Source organism: Bradyrhizobium sp. 141, from assembly GCF_023074055.1.
Classification (GTDB): Bacteria; Pseudomonadota; Alphaproteobacteria; order Rhizobiales; family Xanthobacteraceae; genus Bradyrhizobium.
Genome location: NZ_JADPKR010000013.1, coordinates 292,269 through 307,171 on the forward strand (window position 1 = coordinate 292,269; position 14,903 = coordinate 307,171).

Annotated in this window: 17 protein-coding genes; 12 read left to right on the top strand and 5 right to left on the bottom strand. The window is 59.7% G+C overall.

The window, feature by feature from the left end; all coding sequences use genetic code 11:
• Nucleotides 1-7: 7 nt before the first annotated feature.
• The 11 genes from IVA81_RS03575 (at nucleotide 8) to IVA81_RS03625 (ending at nucleotide 9,174) form a co-directional block, all read left to right on the top strand.
• Nucleotides 8-454, top strand: a complete 447-nt coding sequence (locus IVA81_RS03575; protein ID WP_247312320.1) for a hypothetical protein — start codon at nucleotides 8-10, stop codon at nucleotides 452-454.
• Nucleotides 451-759, top strand: coding sequence for a hypothetical protein (locus IVA81_RS03580; RefSeq protein WP_247312323.1), 309 nt, complete (start codon nucleotides 451-453; stop codon nucleotides 757-759). The genes IVA81_RS03575 and IVA81_RS03580 overlap by 4 nt, the downstream gene beginning before the upstream one ends.
• Nucleotides 760-784: 25 nt before the next feature.
• Nucleotides 785-1,900 carry a WD40 repeat domain-containing protein gene (locus tag IVA81_RS03585; protein ID WP_247312326.1) on the top strand — a complete coding sequence of 372 codons (1,116 nt, stop codon included), beginning with the start codon at nucleotides 785-787 and terminating at the stop codon, nucleotides 1,898-1,900.
• Between the two features lie 52 nt (nucleotides 1,901-1,952).
• Nucleotides 1,953-2,135 carry a hypothetical protein gene (locus IVA81_RS03590; RefSeq protein ID WP_247312329.1) on the top strand — a complete coding sequence of 61 codons (183 nt, stop codon included), beginning with the start codon at nucleotides 1,953-1,955 and terminating at the stop codon, nucleotides 2,133-2,135.
• 238 nt (nucleotides 2,136-2,373) lie between these two features.
• Nucleotides 2,374-2,727, top strand: a complete 354-nt coding sequence (locus IVA81_RS03595; RefSeq protein ID WP_247312331.1) for an FAD-linked oxidase C-terminal domain-containing protein — start codon at nucleotides 2,374-2,376, stop codon at nucleotides 2,725-2,727.
• A gap of 361 nt (nucleotides 2,728-3,088) precedes the next feature.
• A complete protein-coding gene (locus IVA81_RS03600; RefSeq protein ID WP_346659361.1) occupies nucleotides 3,089-3,328 on the top strand; it encodes a LysR family transcriptional regulator in 240 nt (79 codons plus the stop codon).
• A gap of 641 nt (nucleotides 3,329-3,969) precedes the next feature.
• The gene (locus tag IVA81_RS03605) at nucleotides 3,970-4,959 is read left to right on the top strand and encodes a fumarylacetoacetate hydrolase family protein (RefSeq protein ID WP_247312334.1); all 990 of its coding nucleotides are present in this window, start codon (nucleotides 3,970-3,972) and stop codon (nucleotides 4,957-4,959) included.
• A 103-nt stretch (nucleotides 4,960-5,062) separates the two neighbouring features.
• Nucleotides 5,063-5,860 carry an enoyl-CoA hydratase/isomerase family protein gene (locus IVA81_RS03610; RefSeq protein WP_247312337.1) on the top strand — a complete coding sequence of 266 codons (798 nt, stop codon included), beginning with the start codon at nucleotides 5,063-5,065 and terminating at the stop codon, nucleotides 5,858-5,860.
• A gap of 1 nt (nucleotide 5,861) precedes the next feature.
• Entirely contained in the window at nucleotides 5,862-7,097 is a 1,236-nt protein-coding gene (locus IVA81_RS03615) for a CoA transferase (protein WP_247312341.1), read from the top strand.
• 316 nt (nucleotides 7,098-7,413) lie between these two features.
• Nucleotides 7,414-8,514 (top strand): tripartite tricarboxylate transporter substrate binding protein, encoded by a 1,101-nt coding sequence (locus IVA81_RS03620; protein ID WP_247312344.1) that lies wholly within the window; start codon nucleotides 7,414-7,416, stop codon nucleotides 8,512-8,514.
• A gap of 156 nt (nucleotides 8,515-8,670) precedes the next feature.
• On the top strand, nucleotides 8,671-9,174 hold the full coding sequence (locus IVA81_RS03625) for a helix-turn-helix domain-containing protein (protein ID WP_247312347.1): 504 nt from the start codon (nucleotides 8,671-8,673) through the stop codon (nucleotides 9,172-9,174).
• Here IVA81_RS03625 and IVA81_RS03630 read toward each other — a convergent pair.
• From IVA81_RS03630 to IVA81_RS03645, 4 genes are read right to left on the bottom strand one after another with little or no spacing between them, the layout of a single operon-like run.
• Nucleotides 9,154-10,008: a xanthine dehydrogenase family protein subunit M gene (locus IVA81_RS03630; RefSeq protein ID WP_247312349.1), complete on the bottom strand. Its 855-nt coding sequence runs from the start codon at nucleotides 10,006-10,008 to the stop codon at nucleotides 9,154-9,156. The genes IVA81_RS03625 and IVA81_RS03630 overlap by 21 nt on opposite strands.
• Nucleotides 10,005-12,377, bottom strand: a complete 2,373-nt coding sequence (locus tag IVA81_RS03635; protein ID WP_247312351.1) for a xanthine dehydrogenase family protein molybdopterin-binding subunit — start codon at nucleotides 12,375-12,377, stop codon at nucleotides 10,005-10,007. Before IVA81_RS03635 ends, IVA81_RS03630 begins: the two co-directional genes overlap by 4 nt.
• The gene (locus IVA81_RS03640) at nucleotides 12,374-12,865 is read right to left on the bottom strand and encodes a (2Fe-2S)-binding protein (protein WP_247312354.1); all 492 of its coding nucleotides are present in this window, start codon (nucleotides 12,863-12,865) and stop codon (nucleotides 12,374-12,376) included. Before IVA81_RS03640 ends, IVA81_RS03635 begins: the two co-directional genes overlap by 4 nt.
• 10 nt (nucleotides 12,866-12,875) lie before the next feature.
• Entirely contained in the window at nucleotides 12,876-13,592 is a 717-nt protein-coding gene (locus IVA81_RS03645) for a hypothetical protein (RefSeq protein ID WP_247312359.1), read from the bottom strand.
• A gap of 128 nt (nucleotides 13,593-13,720) precedes the next feature.
• Here IVA81_RS03645 and IVA81_RS03650 point away from each other — a divergent pair, with 128 nt between their 5' ends.
• Nucleotides 13,721-14,215, top strand: a complete 495-nt coding sequence (locus IVA81_RS03650; protein WP_247312362.1) for a helix-turn-helix domain-containing protein — start codon at nucleotides 13,721-13,723, stop codon at nucleotides 14,213-14,215.
• Between the two features lie 366 nt (nucleotides 14,216-14,581).
• On the opposite strand, the gene IVA81_RS40600 is transcribed toward IVA81_RS03650, so the two are convergent.
• Nucleotides 14,582-14,689, bottom strand: coding sequence for a hypothetical protein (locus tag IVA81_RS40600; RefSeq protein WP_346659362.1), 108 nt, complete (start codon nucleotides 14,687-14,689; stop codon nucleotides 14,582-14,584).
• Nucleotides 14,690-14,903: the final 214 nt, after the last annotated feature.

Below are 14,903 nucleotides of genomic sequence, written 5' to 3' on the forward strand. Positions count from 1 at the left end.
ATCTGGCATGGCGACGCTCTGGGACGGGCAGAAGGGGGCTGAGGAGCCTGCTGCGGCGGCGCTCGCGTCACAGATCCTTTCGCGTGCGGACCGCGACGTAACCTTCATTGTGCACCTGGTTGGCGAAAGCCAAAGTCTGCTGGTCAGGCACTTTGTAGTGTTCATCGAGACCGAACTTGCGAAGCGCGGCATCAGCTATGGCGTGCATCCGCTATTGCGTCCTTTCATCGAAACGCATGCACGCGAACTGACGGACTTTGTCTTGCAGGGTATCGGTTTGCGGCATCAGTTCGGTCTGCAGGCGCTCGAGACCATGGCCGGCGATCCATCGCGGTTGTTGAGGGTCGATCTATGGGACTCGCTGCAATGCCACATCAATGATGCGCAGCGACACTTTGTATCGGGCGTGGGTGGCTTGCAGCGGATCCTGCTCCAGGTCGAGAGCGGTGCATGAGTGCCGGTCCCCTGACCGTAGTCGAAATGCTGACCCGGCGGCTGCAGGTCGTTCAGGAGATATCGGCCGTTCAATCGCGCAATCTGCTCAATTGTCAGCTTAGCGGCGGCGCGGAATTTGAGATTCAGGGCATCGAGCAAGAGATTGCGGCCATCGGCGGCTCGCCTGAACTGGCCAAGGCGCTCGCCGATGCGCTTGAGCGCTTGCAGATGGCAAATGCCGGAATAGCAGAATGTGATGCTCAATGCGCCGCGCTGGAGCAACGCCTTGAAGAACTAGACAGGCGGATTGCCGCCGATAGATGAGACGACCAGAACGTGAGGCGAACCGATGGATACGATGGAAGCAGAGAGCGCGACGCTCTATGAATTGCTTGGGCGGCATTGGACGGTGGGTACGGCCGTTACAAATACGGTCTTCGATCCTGCGGGACAGGGAGTTGCGTTCGCGCTCGCCGATGGCGCGTTGGCGATGGCTCCGCTAACTGACGTCGAGCCGGTGCAAGATCGCTGTCGCGCGGCGCTCGACGACGGCCGGACGACGATTTCACCGCGACGGAAGCCGGTGCCGCCATTGACGAAAGTGATAATCAGCGATGCCTCGCCCCATCTCACTGCACTCGGGACCTCGGACTTTGTTGCCACGGATCACGGCCGACTGCTTCGTGTGTCGGCGTCCGGCGTCACCCGGGTGGTGTCGAGCCACGAGGCGCCTATCGATCTCATTGCTTCTGTACCGGCGGGAGGCATCCTGACAGCTTCGGGCGGGTCAATCATGTCTTACGATTCCAACGGCGAAGTCGCCTGGCTGCAAGAGCGGGTCGGAGGGCAAGCGTCGGCAATGGCTGTATCGCCGGATGGCCGGCGTTTTGCGATTGCAGCCGACGGTCGTCTGCTCGTCCGGAGCTTCGGGCCACGACCCGAGCCCTCCGCCTCTTTTGAGTTGGGCTCAGTCTCGGCCTTGTCGTGGAGCCCTGATGGGAGCTGGTTGGCCGTGTCAGCCGGGAAGACAGGCATTGTTCTGGTGCGTCTTGCCGATGCGCGAACCGTCCGGATTCCGACCTATCCCGCAACCGTTGCCTCTCTTTCGTGGAGCGCGGACTCCCGCGTCCTTGTTACGAGTGGGGCCTATCGGATGATCGCATGGGACGTTTCCAGCCTTGATGGCGAAAGCGATCAGCCGACGAATCTCGCTACGGGTCGCGCCCGGTTCGTCCTCGTCGAGGCGGTAGATATTCACCCAGAGCGTCGCCTGGTTGCGGCAGGTTATGCCGACGGCATGGTCGCGGTCGCAAGGCTCGGACAGTCCGACGAACTGGTCGTCAGGTCGCCTGGTCGAGGCGCCGTCCAGACCCTGCGTTGGTCCGGCGATGGCCAACATCTTGCATTCGGAACAAGCGACGGGGAAGCGGCGATCGTGACGTTTCCCGCTTACGTTTTCAAATAGTTGACCCGGTACCAAGCCGGAGAGCTCTGCCAGTATCATCAGGAGACACGTTATGACCGCTACCCGATCGCTCAACGAAGCCGAAAGCAAGGATCAATTCTTCAAGGAACTGGCGGAACTTTCGGAGCGCATGATCGCTGCGCACGGAAAGGAGTTTTCGATGGGCGCTTTGGTGCTGGCCGCGAGGTTCATCGCTGAAAATAAGCCCTTCGAGCGAAGCGCAGCAACGCAGTGACGCGGGCTTCTGCTGAAGGTGAAATTCGTGGTGGGGTATTGATGGGGACGATATGATTTTAGGGGCGATGAACTTCTCGTGCGGGTGTTCTGCGCTTCAATGTCCTGTTTGGCGGCTTCCGGTCAGCTCGATCCGAAGGCTTGTCCAATTTGATGCGGTCGTTCACGCTCCGTTGAAGTTGGACCATCCGTGCCGACGCTAGACCCAGAACATCTCGTTAGCGCATTCGTGCTCGGCATTGAGCTTCCTGGCTCTGGCCTTGCCGGCCTGCCTGCTGGAGACCAAAGCCGACATCGTCGCCTCGGGATTGACCGCGCCGATCGTCGGACATGTCGGCGATGGAAATTTCCATCTCGGCATCCTGTTCGATCCCAAGGATGCAGAGGAGACGGCACGAGCTGAGGGGCTCGCATTCCGCACCGCACGTCGAGCCATCGCTATGGGCGGCACCTGTTCGGGCGAACATGGTGTCGGACTGCACAAGATCGCCCATATGGACGCCGAGCACGGGCAGGGCGTCGCCCTGATGAAGGCGGTGAAGGAGGCGTTGGACCCAGCCGGTATCATGAACCCGGGTAAGATCTACCCTTGACGGTCATGAGCGGATGGTGCTGAGGCTCGCGTGCAACAGCGCCACGATCGATCTCTAATCTGAACAGCTGCTGAAGTGACAGGAAAAGCGGCGTTGGCCCGGTGGTGCTATAACTTAGTTTGATTGAAGAACTGACTGGGAAAGTCACCCGAATGGCCTGCCCAGATGCAAGGATAACGGGATATTCCGACTTCGTAGCGGAGGTGTCGGCAAGGCCATGACAATGTGGGTTGCACTCCTCGTAGACTTCTGCATCTCGGTTTGCCTCGCCGTGCGATTTCTTACCCAATAACTACGAATTTGAAGGACAACAGGCGTTTCTTCTTATGAGATAGTATCACCTCCACTCTGGAGGGGACGGATGCACGCACCTTTGCCTTCTTTGAACGCTTTGCGCGCATTTGAGGCGACCGCAAGACAACGCAGCATTAGCCGTGCAGCGGCCGAATTGGGTGTGACACATGGTGCTGTAAGTCGCCAGATCAAGGTGCTTGAGGAAGTCATGGGTGTGTCGCTCCTCATGCGCGATACGAACTTCTCCGCATCTGAACGGGGAAGTAACGGGCGTTTGCCGATTGCGCCTGCAAAGCAGCATCAATGATGGAGTTGTATTTTGCGCCGGGTGATCCGGAGCCGCACTCACCGGGTGAACGCGAACTCGCGGCCGTTGGGTCTGGTCTGGACGATTGGCACCATGTAGTCGGGAAATTGACTCCAGCATTGCCTCACCCAGAATGTTTACGAGACAACTTCAAGGCGTCGCGCGCTGGCTGTCGTGATACTGCGTGATCTCGTCTCTTTAGCCAGCCCTCAGTACGAATGGCGCGTTATGTCAATTCGATGAGAGGCGGCCTCTCATTCTGGTCCGATCCGAGCCGCGGTGGGCATCGATCCTGATCGACTCTGCTCATACTTCGCCTACGCGTAACGACGGAGAAAAATGGAAGCCAATGTTCAGATCCAAGATCATGTCCGCGTTCCCGCCGCCAGACGACAGTCAGGTGAACTTGGCCACCTCCATATGATCAGCTTGCCGACCGAAAGGCCCGGATGGATCGCCCCCGGCAGCAGCCATCCCGTCTTTCATGGTTCCTAGATCACCTAGCGCTCCTCGGCCGACCGCAGCGGTGTGATCGGACATGTCTCCGAACTCAGCCCTGGGCTCGGAGCTAATGACTTGCAAACTGCAAGCCGTTGTCTATGCTGCGCTCGAAGACCACTCATTTCATTGGGAGGCCCATCTTGAAACTAGCTACCTATCGATCAGGCGGTCAAAATAAGATCGGGCTAGTCAATGCCGACGGCGACTTGCTGTTCGATCTCGCTTCTGCATCGCAGCGTTCCGGTAAGCAAAATCCGGCGTTCAACTCGATGCTTGATCTTGTGGATCACGGTGACGCCGCGCTCGACGAAGCATCCAACTTGGTTGACCGCTATCGGAAAGATCAGGATTTGTGGTCTGCGGTTGGGGAATCCGAGATTCTTGCCCCGCTGCCGGAGCCGCGTCAGATGCGCGATGGCATGTCGTTTCCGGTTCATATCGTTCAGGGCCCAATTGGGCATCTCAAACTAAAGGCGCGACTGGCCGGCGATACGGCTGAGCTGGCGCGCCTGCAGGCGGCGCCGCTGCCCGAGCTGCCCGACGTGTATCGCAAGCAACCGATCTACTACATTACCAACCGCTTTAGCGTGAAGGGGCCCAACACGACGGTCAAATGGCCGCGTTATAGCCAGGTAATGGACTACGAATTGGAGTTCGGAATCGTCACCAGGAATAGGGGCGCGAACATTCCTGCGGCGAAGGCCCGCAATCACATTTTCGGTTACACGATTTTCAATGACTTTTCGGCCCGGGATGCTCAGCGCATAGAGATGGAGGGGCGATTGGGGCCGGCCAAAGGCAAGAGCTTCGATGGCGGCAACGTGCTCGGGCCGTGGATTGTGACGCCCGACGAAATCGGCGATCCCTACAAACTCAAGATGGAAGCCCGCGTCAACGGCGAGGTTCGTTCACAGGGCACGAGCGAAGGCATGCTGTTTTCGTTCGAGGAAATCATTGCCCACATCACCCGGGACGAGACGTTGATGCCCGGCGAGTTCATCGGGTGCGGCACCGTGGGCAATGGCTGCGGCCTCGAACTTGGTTGGTATCTCGAGCACGGGGATAGCATTGAGCTGGAAGTCGAGAATATCGGCGTTCTGAAGAATCGAGTCGAACGCCAAGGCGTCTGACGCAGAAGCAAGTTACAGCTTGCAAAACGCAAGTCATGATGTAGCTTGCAATTCTGGCTGGAATGACGCGGTCGCGAGAACCGCTGACAAACAGGAGGAAGCTTTGTCCGAGGACGCATTGGTGACGCGCGAGCAGCGCGGCAATATCTCCGTTCTGACGATGGTTTACCGGCCGTACAACCTGCTCGGCCCCAAGCTCCTCAACGCGATTGTCGAGCAGGTGGAGGCGGCGCGAGGGGCAGGCAGCCGCGCTATTGTTATCCGTAGCGGACTGCGGCATTTCTCCGCCGGCGCAGATCTGGATATTTTCGAGAAGCGGGTGGAGGGGGGCAGCGCGGATCAGGCGAGTGAAAATCGGCGGCTGAACGGCGTCGAATTCCTGCGCTTCATGGAACTGCTGCCAATTCCGCTAATCGCCAGTGTTCACGGCGTTTGCCTAGGCGGCGGTCTCGAGCTTGCGCTGTCGTGCGATTACATCATCGCAGCCTCTTCCGCGAAGATCGGTTCGGTCGAGGCGACCCTTGGGCTGCATCCGTTGTTGGGTGGAATCCAGCGGCAGGTGCAGCGGATCGGCGCACAGCGGGCCAAGGAGATGTCGATGCTGGCCCGTCGCTACGATGCATCGACGCTGGAGAAGTGGGGATTGATCAATCTCGCTGTCCCGGAAGAGTCGTTGGAGACGGCCACCATGGCCGTCGCGGAGGAGTTCGCGCAGGGGCCGACGGTCGCGCATGCAGCGACCAAGGAGCTTGCGCATATCGCCGTCAGTCAAGGCGTGGTGGCCGCGGACGAGGCAATGGCAAGAGTACAGGCGCCGATCTGGGCGTCGGAAGATCTCAAGACCGGTCTTGCGTCGTTCCGCAAGAACGGACCCGGTCTCGCCAAGTTCGCGGGGCGCTGACATGGCGGGCCCCTTGAATGGAATCCGCGTCGTCGACTTCTCTCGCGTGCTGGCTGGCCCGCTGTGCGCTCGGACCTTGCAGGATCTCGGAGCCGAGGTCATCAAGGTCGAACCGCCGAGCCCGGATGTTTCGCGCTTCGCCTTTCCGTCGACGGACGGCATGTCGGGCTACTATGCCCAGCAAAACGCCGGCAAACGCAATGTCAGCATCGATCTCAATAGGCCGGGCGCCTATGAGCTGGCGCTGAAGCTTTGCGACAGCGCCGACATCGTCGTCGAAAATTTCCGAGCCGGCACTCTGGGTTTCTTCGGCCTTGATTACGAGACACTGTCCAAACGCAACCCGCGATTGATCTATGCGTCGATCACTGGCTATGGCCAGGGCGGTCCGTGGCGGAGCCGGATGGCCTATGCGCCAACCGTGCAGGCCGAGGCCGGATTTACAGAAAACAGCGTTCGTCACTACGGCAGCGCGCTGACCGAGCCGCGTACCGACAGCCTGTCACACGCGGACGTCTACGCCGGATTGCAAGCCGTGATCGCGATCCTTGCGGCGCTCAACAGCCGCCAGAGGACCGGGGAGGGGCAGTATATCGACATTGCAATGGCGGCGACGCTGCTCGCGGTCAACGAGCGCGCGCATGTCGATTTGTCCGATGACGACATCGGGGCCGAGCCTGCGGTCCTCGGCGCCACGGATTGCTCGTTCTTCACAGGGCCGCAGGGCGAAAATTTCACGGTCGCGACCAGCATTATAGGCAGCCGGACCTTTCCGTCTTGGCTGCGTGCCATGCGTCGCGTCGATCTCATGGATGATCCGCGGTTCTCCACTGCCGCCGCGCGCCGGTTGAATTTCAGCGTGCTGCACCAGATCATCCAGTCCTGGATCCTGACGTTTCCAGATATGGCAACCCTCGACGCCCAGTTTGACGAGGCCAAGATTGCCATGGGCCAGATCCGGTCGATCAAGGAGCTAACGGCGTCGGAGTGGAGCGATTATTGGGGGGCCGTTCAACACGTTTCGGACCGCAGCGGCGGCGAGTATCGACTGCCGGGCCGGCCGTGGCGATTTTCGGCAGAAGAGTTGGCACCGATCGGCACGCCTGCCTTTCAGGGCGAACATAACTTCGCGGTCTTCAGCGAACTTGGCCTCAGCGACGCGGAACTGAAGCGTCTCGGCAGCGCTGGAGTCCTTGTCTCCCATCGGCGCGCCGCTCTCCCTTCGGAAACATCGTAGCCACGGTGCCGAAAGCATATGAACGGACAGCACCGGGAAGGAGTAATCCTCGAGGTGCTTTCGAAGAGCAGCCGTTTGTCGATGTCGCTACGGAAGCTGAACAAGCATTCCTAGAGTAGATAGCGAAGATGGATGAGATCTCAGAGCTGAATCAAAATCAGATCTCGCCGCAATCGTGGCGGATCATAATTGTCGGCTGGAGCGTAACACTCATTACTTTCGTTGCATTCTTCATCGCGGTTTCATAGCCCGCCGGATCAAAAAATGAGTCCGCAATTTTCGCGGGGATCGGGACGAGAAGTCTGGTAACTCACACATGAGAATACGTATTTTGATCACCACTACCATATTGCTATGGAAAGCGCTGCTGTTGACGACAGGACCGTCGATCGCACAAAGCTACCCGACAAAGCCGCTGAGTGTGAAGGTGGCATTTCCGGCTGGCGGTCCAGCTGATGTTTCGATCCGCGCTGCGAATGTGGTGCTGGAGCGGCATCTCGGCAAACCGATAGTCACGGAAAATATCCCTGGCGCTAACGGTTCGATTGCCGTAACGGCCGTGCTAAAGGCTCCGGCGGATGGCTATACGCTGCTCGGTACCACGGGCTCGGACTTCATGACGGCGCCTGCTACCATTTCGTCAGCCAAGTATGAACCTGAGAAATTCAAGCTGATAGGCATCGTCGGCGAGTCTGACTTCATCCTGTTGTCGAGCAAGACCCATTCGTTCAAGTCAATCGACGAGCTAGTCGACTACGCTCTTAAGCCGGGCAGCAAGGAACTGATTCTTGCACATTGGGGCGCCGGATCTTCACCACATGTCGTTGGCGCCGATTTTCAGAAGCGGACGGGGACAAGATTTCTGGAGGTGCCGTACAGGGGGGCCGCGCCGGTGATCGCGGACATGCTCGGCGGACATATCGACCTCGCGTTTATGCCGTTGGGCAGTGGCACGTTAGGTCTCATTCAGACGGGGCAGGTCAATGCGATCGCGATCGCCAGCGCGGAGCGCAATCCTGACTTACCGACCGTTCCGGTTATTGGGGAGAGCGCGAAAGTCGGTAATTTCGAGTACAGTATCTGGTCGGCGTTGTTTGCGCCGCCGGGTACTCCTGACGATGTTGTCGCGCGTTTGAATGATGCGTTAAACGTTTGGAGCGAGAGTGACGAGAATATCGCGAGGGTCAAAGCAAGCGCGTCGCGGCGAGTCGCGACAATGGACGTTTCTCAAGCAGTGAAATTCTTCAAAAGCGAGCGCGAGAAGTATCTGACCGTCCTTGGATCGCTCTCTCTTACCGCAGTAGAGCAGCGACTTCGAAAGCAAGACGACAAACGGCTCTGTTGCGGTGCCTCGCAATGGAACGATCCGAACTCCCAGAGAGCGTCGGCAGCGCTTCGGCGCCATGATCGAGGCTGACCGCGCCCACGAGCATTGCGGGCTATTGCTGGCCGAGATGCCAAGGCGAGGCTAGACATATCCGAACCCGAGCCAATATGGTATGGCCGAGCTCGGGTCTGAAGGATAATTATGTCCAGTGTCAAGCAAAGCCGTCTTGCCAACAGGGAATGCTCCATGGCACGTGCCATGGAGGTCGTGGGCGACCGCTGGTCGATGCTTATCCTGCGCGAAGCGTATTACGGAGTGAAGCGCTTTGACGAGTTCGAGTACTACGTCGGCGTAGCGCCCAACATTTTGAGCACCCGGCTGAAGAAGTTTGTCGATGCCGGTATGATGACGCGGATGCCGTTGCCCGAGCACGCCGGTCGATATGAGTACGTTCTGACCGAGAAGGGACGCGATTTCTTTCCAGCGTATCTCGCGCTCAAGAAATGGGGTGACGACTGGCTGGCGGAGCCGGCCGGGCCGCAGGTCGTGTTCCGCGACCGCATTGCCGGGCGCCCGATCGAATATCCGGAACTGCGAACGACGGGCGGCAAGCCGCTGAGGCTCGAGGACGTCGAGGTCGTTCCCGGGGCAGGTGCTGTTCCGTTCAACCGCAAGCGGTTTGGCGGCCATGCCACTGATCGTGTGGCGGCTGTCCGGAAGGCTCCCGTCTCAGGACGAAAGCGCAAGTAGTGCCCGCGTAGTCTCGATCCGGATAAGATTAGCACGGTATTCCGCCGACGCGTAGCGGTCCGAGAGACACTCGGTGGTCTCGCTCAGCAATTTTGCTGCCTGATCGATGTTTTGCCGTGAAAGCGTCCTGCCGGTCAGGAAATCGGCGGCTTGCTGGCCGGCGAAGGCGTGGCTCGCTGCACCGGTGACGCCGATGGAAATATCGGCGACCACTCCTTGTTGCAGTCGCACTCCTACCGCGATTCCCACCACGGCAAAGCCGCTCGCGGGGTGCCGGATCTTTCGGTAGATGAAGCGCATGCCGGCCTTCGGCTGCGGGATATGGATACTGGCGAGGATTTCGTTCGGTTCCAGAACCGTCGAAAAGATATCGACGAAGAAGTCCTTTGCCGCCACCCTTCTCAGGCCATTCGTGCCTGCGATCTCGATCTCTGCCTGCAAGGCCACCACAACCGCCGGCCAGTCAGCCGCGGGATCGGCGTTCGCGAGCGAGCCCCCGATCGTGCCGCGGTTACGTACCTGGGGATCGGCAATGAGGCTGGCCGCTTGGCTAAAGACCGGCAGCTCCTTACTCAGCAGCTCGGAAGCAAGGAGTTCGGTATGCGTCGTCAATGCACCGATCTTGATGCTGGTCTCGCTAATCTCGATTCCCTTGAGCTCGGTGAGGCTTCCAATATCGATCAGCAGAGCGGGTGACGCCAGCCGCAGCTTCAGTGCCGGCAGCAAGGTATGGCCACCGGCCACAAGCTTCGTTCCGTCGGGATCGTCGTGCAAAAGATCAATCACCTGTGCGAGCGAAGACGCGCGGACATAGTCGAAGGCTGCGGGGATCATTGGGAGGCTCCGGTGCGTGCCTTTTGTACCGCCGCCCAGATTCGGGGCGGGGTCAGCGGCATGTCGAGATGAGTGATACCGAACGGTGACAAGGCATCGAGCACGGCGTGAACCATGCAAGGTGGGGCGGCTATGGAGCCGCTCTCGCCGATACCCTTGACGCCTATCGGATTGGTCGGCGACGGCGTTTCCTGGAATAGTGATCGGATATTCGGCACATGTTCGGCTCGCGGAACGGCATAGTCGAGCAGCGAGCCGGTCAGAAGTTGCCCATTGTCGGGATCGTAGCTGACCTCTTCATAGAGCGCCTGCGCGATGCCCTGCGCGACGCCGCCATGGATCTGGCCGGCCGCGAGAAGAGGGTTGATCAGCGTACCGACGTCATCCACCGCGACGTAGTCGAGGATATCGACGATCCCCGTTTCCGCATCGACCTCGACATAGGCGAGATGGATGCCTGACGGCGACCCCATGCCGGTCGGGTCGTAGAACACCGTTTCATCAAGGCCCGGCGCGATACCGTCCGGAAGCTTGTGGCCGACATAGGCCATACGGGCCACCGTTGAGAACGTTACCGGCGCAATATCAGTCCCGGGCACGCTGAACGCGCCCGCCGAATAGGAGATATCCTCTTCGTCAACTTCCAGCATGCCCGCCGCAATCTTCTTGGCCTTGGCGACGATGCGCTGCGAGGATACGTGCACGCTGGATCCGCCGACCGCCATCGAACGGGAATTGAACGTGCCGTGGCCGGCCTGCACCTGGCGCGTGTCGCCTTGTACGATGTCGATGTTTTCAATTGGGATCTGCAGAACGTCTGCCGCGATCTGCGACAGCGACGTGATGTGGCCTTGTCCCTGGCTCATCGAACCCGAATAGATCGTGGCTCGCCCGCTGGAATCGATGCTGACACGCGCGCTTTCCCAGCCGCCGCGGTCAAATCCGCTCACGGCCAACCGGCGTGACGGTGCCATCCCGCACATATGAGTATAGGCGGCAACGCCGACGCCGCGATAGATGCCGCTGCTGCGCAGGGCCTCGCATTCACTACGGCGTCCGTCATAATCGAAAGCCGCGAGCGCCTTGTCGAGAAGTCCCTGATAGTTGCCGCTGTCATACATTACCCCCATGCTGCCGTAGGGCCGATAGGGAAACTCCGCTGGTTGAACGAAATTCCTACGCCGCACCTGGACTTGGTCGAGCTTGAGATGGCGCGCCACCGCATCGATTGCACGCTCGGCAATATAGGCGCCTTCGGGTCGGCCATAACCGCGATAGGCATCAACGGGCACGGTATTGGTGACGACGACGCGGGAAATGGCCTCGTAATTGTCGATCTTGTAGGTGCCCGTACCGAAATTGATAGTGTTTACCGTTGGACCGCCGCTCGCCATGTTGGAGAGATAGGCGCCGACATTGCCGAGCGTTGCCACCTTGAGACCGAGGATGGTGCCGTCGTTCTTGAAAGCGATCTCGATATTCTCGGTATGCGCACGACCGTGGCTGGTCGACTGATGGCTCTCGGAACGGCTTTCCCACCATTTGACCGGTGCGTCGAGTTCGCGCGCGAGATAGGGACAGAGCAGGTCCTCCGGATACAAATGCATCTTGGCGCCGAAGCCGCCGCCGATATCAGGTGCGACGACCCGCAATTGATGCTCGGGAATGCCTACTGTCTCGGCGATCCAGCGACGGTGCATGTGGGGGACCTGGCTTCCGATATAGACCGTCAGCGTGCCGTCCGGTTCTGGCGAGGCAACGATCGCGCGCGTTTCCATGCAGGTGGGGATCAAGCGGTTATTAACGACGCGCAGTCCGATGACCTGATCGGCCTCGCGGGCGGCCTTCTGGTAATCGCCTCCGCGCACCTTGTAGATTGTGGTGATGTTGCCCGGAACGTTGTCATGGAGCTGCGGTCCGCTATCGCTGATGGCGATTTCCTCGTCGGTCACGGCGGGCAGCACCGCATAATCGACATTGATCAGACCGATTGCGTCATAGGCCTGCGCGAGCGTTTCCGCCACCACCAGCGCCACGCACTCGCCAACAAAGCGAACGCGATCGGTTGCGACCACCGGACGGAACGGCACCTTGCTGCCGGGAATGATCCAGTTCGGTACGATCGGGCCTATTTTGCCGTCGAGCGCCTTGCCGGACAGGACGAGACGAACACCCGGTGCGACTTTAGCCGCGGACAGATCGACGCTTCTGATCTCGGCGTGGGCGTGCGGCGACCGCAGGACCGCCATATGCAGCATGCCTGGTAATCTGACGTCATCGACGTATCGGCCCCTGCCGGCGAGAAGCTTGATATCTTCCCGTCGCCTGAGCGGCTGGCCGATATGGCGGATCGCAGTCGTATCGTTCATGGCTGATCGCCTTTCGATGTCAGGCTTTCGACGGCGCGGACGATGTTGTGATAGCCCGTGCAGCGGCAGATATTGCCGGCGAGAGCATGGCGGATTTCGTGCTCACTCGGATCCGGCTGATCCTTCAATAGCTGGCGCACGCTCATCACCATCCCGGGCGTGCAGAAGCCACATTGGAGCGCGTGATGCTCATGGAATGCCGCCTGGATGGGGCTGAGTTCGGTACCTGGACCGGCCAGACCCTCAATCGTCGTGATCGACGCGCCGTCTGCCATCACGGCCAGCAGGGTGCAGGACTTTACCGCGCGTCCGTCGATCTCCACGGTGCAGGCGCCGCATTGTGAGGTATCACAGCCGACATGCGTGCCGGTGAGACCAAGGTCCTCCCTGATCAGATGGACCAGCAATTTTCGCGCTTCTACGGCGATCGTCTTGCGAACGCCGTTGACTTCGATCGTCACGTCATGAAGCTTTTCAGAGCCAGACATTACACCTCCCTCACGCAAAACTTATATTGCTGATGTCGATGGCGACGGCGATCCCGTCCTGGATCGGAGTTCCGTCGGTGTTTCGGCGATAGGCGCGGCGTCTGGTGGGAATCTTGATCCCCTCGAAGTCGCGATAGCCGGACGTGTAGTGCGCGGTCGGAATGCCGCCGGTTACGTTCGCGAAATAATCGAGCCGCGCAATCAAGCCGTTGTCGTCGACATAGAACACTTGCTCGGGTGAATGTGTGTCGACCGACTCCGGGAAAGTGACCTTGAGCCGGCGCCACGTCTCACGGCCTTCAATCCACGGCGCGATCTCCTCGGTTGCAAAGCCAGGCCGCGCGAACAGGAAGGGCGTGTTCAGGTAGTTCCACATCGCATAACCACTGAAATAGGCGAGGTGGAGATCGTCCCAAGGCGTCGCCGGCGTGTGGCTGGAAAATGCCTCGCGAGGATTGGACCTCTGCTTGAGGCGCTTGCCATCGAAAGCATCGATCGCGACCAGGTCGGGACGATAGAAGCTGCGCAGGCCCTCGGCCGTGAACGGCTCGTAGCTGAGCTGCTGTCCGGTGATATCGGCGGCGACCCGAACGTTCTTCAGCGCGTCCGGCCAGCCTTTTCGCGCCCAGAGGCCGCCGACGATCGACATGTCCCCTTCAATGCGACGAAACCGCTTCCATTGCCCGGCGCCGTGGGCCTCGAGAACCAGATCCCGCAGATCAGCCATGGCCGTTCCTCCGTTGCTTTGCATAAACTCTAATAATAAGAGTGATTGGAAGGCAAGCCCTTTCCCGAGATTTGCGCAGGCAATCGAATTACTCTAATAATCAGAGTGGCTTGAGAGGACAGGAAGCGATGCGGTCGAAGAGCTTTGAGGGAATGACGTGCTCGATTGCCGGCGTGCTCGACGCTGTCGGCGACCGCTGGGCCATGCTGATCCTGCGCGATCTCTCGCTGGGGCTGAGCAAATATGAGGAGCTGAGGAAGTCAACCGGGGTGACTCACGCGACGCTGTCGGACCGGCTCGGGCATTTGGAAGAAAACGAGTTGATCGAGCGGCGGCAGTACCAGACGGGCCCCGATCGCTATGAATACATCCTGACACGAAGAGGCTGGGACATGGCCCTGGTGATTCAGGCGCTTGCCCAGGTCGGCGACAAGTGGGCCATTGCAGGCGACGCGGGGCCGCCGCTTAGGTTCATCAACAAGAACAGCGGACGTCCGGTGAAGGTCGCATTGATTGACGACAAGTCGGGGGAGGTGGTGCGGTTGAGAGACGTCCGGCCGCACGCCGGGCCAGGCGCCGACGATCTCGTGCGGTGGCGACTGACCAAGTTCGACCAACGATGATTTAAGCGGGTGTCGGCGTCGTTCACGGGGCCGCATTCGGTATGTCCCCATACGTGCGTATTGTCTACGCGGTTGACACGGATGTCTTGCGTGCCGCTTGTGACCGCATCGGCAAAGCGTGTGAAACACTCGTGAGACCGAGCTGAGGCTCGCCGAACACTCGACCCATCAACGGGCGTAGCCCGCGCCGCTTGCCCAACGATGCCAATGAAGATGACGACCGCGTTGCTCGATCGCCTGACACACCATAAGAGATCGCGTGCGCTCAACGAAGGTATCTGCTGAGTTGATGAGTATGGACCTTAGCTAGTCCTTCCAGATCAGTCGCCAGCGACCCGGTGTGGTGCCCACAGCCGCCGAGAATACTCAGGTGAAGTGACTTTGATCGGAGAAGCCGCATTTGATCGCAATTTCCGTCAGCGACGATGTTGAGTTTATCAGCAGAGCCTTGCTTTGCTCGATACGTTGACTCATTAATCACCGATGGGGCGGCGTACCCGTGCTTACTCTGAAAGCGGGAGCGAAGTGGGCGGCTGACACGCCACATCGCTGGCGGTCCGTGCCAACGCGGTGTAGCGCCGCCAGATCGACGTCTCGGCGGGTCTTGCAGCGAGCATTCGATTTGCAACCACGGATATCCGCCGTTGATGGCTTGGTCGACCTTCGGCGACGGATCAACTGGCTCGGG

What these genes read in the sequence shown, in the direction of transcription:
- IVA81_RS03600 (WP_346659361.1), top strand. Translation starts at nt 3,089, where the DNA reads ATGCACGCACCTTTGCCTTCTTTGAACGCTTTGCGCGCATTTGAGGCG.
- IVA81_RS40600 (WP_346659362.1), bottom strand. Translation starts at nt 14,689, where the DNA reads ATGAGTCAACGTATCGAGCAAAGCAAGGCTCTGCTGATAAACTCAACA.
- IVA81_RS03640 (WP_247312354.1), bottom strand. Translation starts at nt 12,865, where the DNA reads ATGTCTGGCTCTGAAAAGCTTCATGACGTGACGATCGAAGTCAACGGC.
- IVA81_RS03580 (WP_247312323.1), top strand. Translation starts at nt 451, where the DNA reads ATGAGTGCCGGTCCCCTGACCGTAGTCGAAATGCTGACCCGGCGGCTG.
- IVA81_RS03590 (WP_247312329.1), top strand. Translation starts at nt 1,953, where the DNA reads ATGACCGCTACCCGATCGCTCAACGAAGCCGAAAGCAAGGATCAATTC.
- IVA81_RS03585 (WP_247312326.1), top strand. Translation starts at nt 785, where the DNA reads ATGGATACGATGGAAGCAGAGAGCGCGACGCTCTATGAATTGCTTGGG.
- IVA81_RS03630 (WP_247312349.1), bottom strand. Translation starts at nt 10,008, where the DNA reads ATGATCCCCGCAGCCTTCGACTATGTCCGCGCGTCTTCGCTCGCACAG.
- IVA81_RS03625 (WP_247312347.1), top strand. Translation starts at nt 8,671, where the DNA reads ATGGCACGTGCCATGGAGGTCGTGGGCGACCGCTGGTCGATGCTTATC.
- IVA81_RS03635 (WP_247312351.1), bottom strand. Translation starts at nt 12,377, where the DNA reads ATGAACGATACGACTGCGATCCGCCATATCGGCCAGCCGCTCAGGCGA.
- IVA81_RS03645 (WP_247312359.1), bottom strand. Translation starts at nt 13,592, where the DNA reads ATGGCTGATCTGCGGGATCTGGTTCTCGAGGCCCACGGCGCCGGGCAA.
- IVA81_RS03620 (WP_247312344.1), top strand. Translation starts at nt 7,414, where the DNA reads ATGAGAATACGTATTTTGATCACCACTACCATATTGCTATGGAAAGCG.
- IVA81_RS03650 (WP_247312362.1), top strand. Translation starts at nt 13,721, where the DNA reads ATGCGGTCGAAGAGCTTTGAGGGAATGACGTGCTCGATTGCCGGCGTG.
- IVA81_RS03575 (WP_247312320.1), top strand. Translation starts at nt 8, where the DNA reads ATGGCGACGCTCTGGGACGGGCAGAAGGGGGCTGAGGAGCCTGCTGCG.
- IVA81_RS03615 (WP_247312341.1), top strand. Translation starts at nt 5,862, where the DNA reads ATGGCGGGCCCCTTGAATGGAATCCGCGTCGTCGACTTCTCTCGCGTG.